Here is a 4755-nt window from a genome sequence, read left to right as displayed (position 1 = left end):
AACGGGCCTCAAAACCCGATCCCCGCACGGTCGTACCAACGTCGGCAATTTGGTGGGCGGCCACCCACCAAATTGCCTAACCAGCCCAACCATACTTACACATCACAAACAGACAATCCCCGAAGGCGTCAGCCGAGTCCCAGGTCTCCTGCCGCAAAGTCCCACGGGGTCCCCGCTCTCCGCTGACGCTCCGGCGGGGATGACACAGTTAAGGGGAAGGCCCCTAGACAACCCCCAGCCAGACCGTTAAGCCGTGCTCCCCCATGGCCCACACACCCACCCTCGGTCTCGATTTCGGGACGACCAATAGCGTTGCAACCTTGCCTGATGGGCAGGGCAAAAGCCGTGCGATTACTTTTGCGCATGAGCAAGATTTGGTTCAGGCCTGCCGCTCGGTCTTATGCTTTTGGCATGAGGAGGATGACCACCGCGCCAAAGCGATGATGGAGGTGGGTCCTTGGGCGATTGACCGATTTTTGGAGATGGGCGGGGATTGCCGTTTTATCCAATCTTTCAAGACCTTTGCGGCCAGTCCTTTATTCACCAGTACGGTCATTCAGAATAAGGCTTGGCGGTTTGAAGACTTGCTCGCAGCCTTTCTGCGCCGCTTGAGTGAGCGCGCAAGCGAGCGCTTCCCCAAGCGCGTTCTGGTGGGTCGGCCCGTGCGCTTTGCGGGCAGTCGCTCTGACGAGGCGCTCGCCCGTACGCGGTATCAAGCCGCGCTGACCAAAGCGGGCTTTGAAGATATCGCCCATGTTTATGAGCCCGTGGCGGCTGCCTTCTTCTTTGCCCAGCGCCTCACCCAAGATGCCACCATATTGGTCGCCGACTTTGGCGGTGGTACCAGCGACTTTTCCATCATCCGCTTTCGGCGCGGGCAAAAGACCCAATCAGCGGAGGCCCTCGCCCATCGCGGGGTTGGCATAGCGGGCGATAGTTTCGACCAGCGCATCATTGACCATCTGGTGTCGCCGCTATTTGGCAAAGGCTCGCACTATGCCAGTGACGGCAAAGTCCTGCCCGTCCCCCTCGCATTTTACGGCCGATTTTCCCAGTGGAATCAATTGTCGATCATGCGGCAGACCCGCGATTATCAGGACCTGCAAAAGCTGGCCAAGCAGGCGCTGCAACCTGAAAAAATCGACGCCTTCATCGACTTTCTCGACGCCGAGGCAAGCTATCACCTCTACCGCGCCATTGCCGCGGTGAAGACGACCCTGTCACACGAAGAAGCGGCGATTTTCCGCCTGTCCTTTGGCGGCAAAGACATGGTCAAATCTCTGACGCGGGCAGATTTTGAATCCTGGATCGCCGAAGATTTGGCCCAGATCGACACGTGCGTGAATGAGGCTCTCGTTGCCGCAGGTCTGGATGAAGGTGGCATCGACCGGGTGTTCTTGACCGGGGGGTCCAGCTTTGTGCCTGCGGTCAAAGCCCAATTTGAAAACCGCTTTGGGGCGCAGAAAGTGGAGACGGGCGACCAATTCGTGTCGATCGCCCATGGCCTGTCTTTGATCGCCCAAGAGGAAGACCCCAGCCCTTGGTTGGCTTAGGGCCCAAGCCTTAGCCTAATTCCACCATGATTTCGTCGGCGGCCACAGCTGCGCCTGCACCCACATGGACCTTGGCTACTTTGCCATCGCGTTCAGCGCGAATGATGTTTTGCATCTTCATGGCTTCCACAATCGCAATCGCCTCGCCGGACTTAATCTCTTGACCTTCCACCACTTCGATGGAGACCACGAGGCCAGGCATAGGCGAAATGATCATGCGCGACGTGTCGGCCGCGACCTTCTCAGGTAGCTTGGCGTGCAACTCAGCGTCACGCGGCGTGGCAACAATCACGACGGCCTTGGCCCCGCGATACTGGAACTCATAACCTTGCGTGCGGTCTTTGAACTTAACGGCAAAGCCCTCATTCTCAAACACGCCCAAGGCATGCGCAACGCCAGTGATCAAGCGGTCGCCCGGCTTAAAGCCACTGGTGATATCGATGGTATCCCCGCTCTCAAAACGGATCGTCGCGCCGCCGCTTGTGATCTCGACATGCAAGGGGTGATAAGTGCCCTCAATGCGGACGACCCAATCACTGCGGATCGGCTTGTGAGGAGTCATGCGGCCACTGATTTGGGCGTCGCGTTCCAGCTTGCGCATATGAACCAAAGCACCCACACCCGCCATCAAGCGCAAAATCTTGTCGGTTAAGGGTGCGCCTTTAAAGCCTTCAGGGAATTGGTCCTTGATATAGGCGGTCGTGATATCGCCTGAGCGGAAGCGTGCTTCCTCCATCACAGCGGCGAGGAACGGGATATTGTCCTGAATGCCTTCAATCGCAAAGGTGTCGAGAGCCGCCGCTTGCGCATCAATCGCCGCCAGACGTGTTGGAGCCCAGGTCACCAGCTTGGAGATCATCGGGTCATAGAACATCGAGATCTCATCACCCTCGCGCACACCGGCGTCATTGCGCACTTTATGGCTGCCAAAGTCGCCTTCGACAGGGGGTAGATAGCGCTTTAGGCGGCCAATGGAGGGCAAGAAGTTACGATATGGATCTTCGGCATAAATCCGGCTTTCAATCGCCCAGCCATTGATCTTCAAGTCGGACTGCTGGAAGGACAAAGCCTCCCCCGCCGCGACGCGCAACATCTGTTCAACCAGATCAAGGCCAGTGATGGCTTCCGAAACCGGATGCTCCACCTGCAGGCGGGTGTTCATTTCAAGGAAGTAGAAGCTCTTATCCTTGCCAGAGGCCACAAACTCGACCGTGCCAGCACTGTCATAGCCAACAGCCTTGGACAGCGCGACGGCTTGGGCACCCATGGCTGCCCGGGTTGCTTCATCCAGCAACGGGCTTGGGGCTTCTTCAATGACTTTCTGGTTACGGCGCTGGATCGAGCACTCGCGCTCAAACAAATGCACGACATTGCCGTGCTTATCGCCCAAGACTTGGATTTCGATATGGCGTGGGGCCAGAATGAACTTCTCGATGAAGATGCGGTCATCGCCAAAGGCGTTCTTGGCTTCGGCACGCACGGCTGGGAAGCCTTCTTCGACATCCTTGCGGTCATACGCCACCCGAATGCCCTTACCACCGCCGCCAGCCGAAGCCTTGATCATGACGGGATAACCAATCTCCTCAGAGATGGCCACCGCATGGGCCGTATCCGCAATCTCGCCAATATGGCCCGGTACGCACGAAACACCAGCTGCCGCAGCGGTCTTCTTGCTTTCAATCTTGTCGCCCATGGCGTGGATCGCGTGCGGGTTCGGGCCGATAAAGACGATCCCTTCATCCGCGCAACGTTGCGCAAACTCAACCTTTTCCGACAAGAAGCCAAAGCCCGGGTGAACCGCTTGTGCGCCCGTTTCTTTGACGGCGGCGATAATCTTGTCGATCACGAGATAGGATTCAGAAGCTGGAGCTGGGCCGATGAAGACTTTTTCGTCGGCCATCTCTACAGCCATGGAATCGCGGTCGGCTTCAGAAAACACGATGACGGTTTTCACGCCCATCCGGCGGCAAGTCTTGATGATACGAACGGCCACTTCGCCGCGATTGGCAATCAGAATCTTATCAAACATCTCGGTCCGCGTGCCCCTAGAGCTATCAGCCTTCTTCCCGGCTTTATTATGTCGGGAACTGGTTAGAGGGCAATCGTGCGCGATGCAACTTTGCAGGGTCCGGCGAGGTGCAAGAAATCGCCCGTTGCCGCGTCAAATTTATGGATGGGCGCACACTTAGTCCGCCTTATGGTCTAGCCATTCATGCTCCAGCGCGCGCAGACGACCGATCACGGTGATCAAAAACGCGGTCGACCAGCCCAGCAAGATCACGCCATTCGCCGCCTCAATCGCGCCGACCAAGCGCCAGTCGCGCGGCAAGATCACATCGCCATAGCCCAGCGACACAAAGGTGACGGTCGAAAAATAAAGGGCAGTCTCAAAATCATGAAAGGCATGCAGGCCAAAGTGATAGACCACGGCATAGAGCCAAATTTCCAGCGTATGCACGGCAAATAGGCCAAATACGACAAAAAGAATGGCGAGGAAGCGCAACGAAAAATGTCGGGCTTGTGGGTCTGCCAAGGGCGGTCGCTTCCGGATCATATACATCAGGGCCGCAAGACCGAGGAAGTGGATAGTTACGGTCACGGCCACCATCAAGGATGAAATGGCCAAGGTATCCCAGATATCGGTGATGAAGTTGGCCACACCCAAGGAAGGCACTCCGTCTGGCGCTCTGCCAGTTCAACCTCAGTCATAGGCTAGTGCGACTGCCCCGTCACCTGCGAGGGGCGCGACTTTCGGTCACACTTGGGGGGGCAATTTCGGTCGAAAATGCCCCAACACCAGTTCACTGTCATCAAGTCAGTTCAGCATGTGAGATGTGGACTGGTTTGAGGACAGCATTTGCGATGGTTACGAGTTTTCGGGCTACGGCGGCGAGAGCGAGCTTTTTTGGCTTTTTGTTGCTGAGAAGGTTTTGGTAGAAGTGTTTTAAGTCTGGGTGGCAGCGTGATGCGGTCAACGCGGCCATGAACAGGGTGCGTCTGATGAGATCGCGTCCACCGGTCATAGGATATTTCTTGAAGCTGTTGCCTGACTGAGCTGGATGGGGGGCAAGGCCTGCAAGACAGGCGATTTGCTTGCGCGTTGCATGACCGAGTTCGGGCAGCATAGCGATGAGGGTATGGGCGCTGACTGGGCCGATGCCTTTGATGGCGCGCAGGCGCTTTTCTTGAGCTTTGATCGTTG

General features: G+C 57.0%; 4 protein-coding genes. 1 reads left to right on the top strand and 3 read right to left on the bottom strand.

The genetic code is table 11. From position 1 onward, the window contains the following. Nucleotides 1-263: 263 nt before the first annotated feature. Nucleotides 264-1553, top strand: a complete 1290-nt coding sequence (locus ACIQ20_RS15890; RefSeq protein WP_395782027.1) for an Hsp70 family protein — start codon at nt 264-266, stop codon at nt 1551-1553. 10 nt (nt 1554-1563) lie between these two features. On the opposite strand, the gene ACIQ20_RS15885 is transcribed toward ACIQ20_RS15890, so the two are convergent. The 3 genes from ACIQ20_RS15885 to ACIQ20_RS15875 all read right to left on the bottom strand — a co-directional run. Next, nucleotides 1564-3582, bottom strand: coding sequence for an acetyl-CoA carboxylase biotin carboxylase subunit (locus tag ACIQ20_RS15885; protein ID WP_395782025.1), 2019 nt, complete (start codon nt 3580-3582; stop codon nt 1564-1566). Nucleotides 3583-3738: 156 nt separating this feature from the next. Next, nucleotides 3739-4212 (bottom strand): ion channel, encoded by a 474-nt coding sequence (locus ACIQ20_RS15880; RefSeq protein WP_395782029.1) that lies wholly within the window; start codon nt 4210-4212, stop codon nt 3739-3741. 151 nt (nt 4213-4363) lie between these two features. Further along, the coding region (locus ACIQ20_RS15875; protein ID WP_395782023.1) for a transposase at nt 4364-4755 on the bottom strand (392 nt) is incomplete at its 5' end.

Origin of the sequence: Aquidulcibacter sp., from assembly GCF_044346625.1 — a bacterium.
Classification (GTDB): Bacteria; Pseudomonadota; Alphaproteobacteria; order Caulobacterales; family Aquidulcibacteraceae; genus Aquidulcibacter.
Note: the sequence above shows the minus strand (reverse complement) of the source record. Positions and strands in the feature narration are given on the sequence as shown.

What these genes read in the sequence shown, in the direction of transcription:
- ACIQ20_RS15890 (WP_395782027.1), top strand. Translation starts at nt 264, where the DNA reads ATGGCCCACACACCCACCCTCGGTCTCGATTTCGGGACGACCAATAGC.
- ACIQ20_RS15885 (WP_395782025.1), bottom strand. Translation starts at nt 3,582, where the DNA reads ATGTTTGATAAGATTCTGATTGCCAATCGCGGCGAAGTGGCCGTTCGT.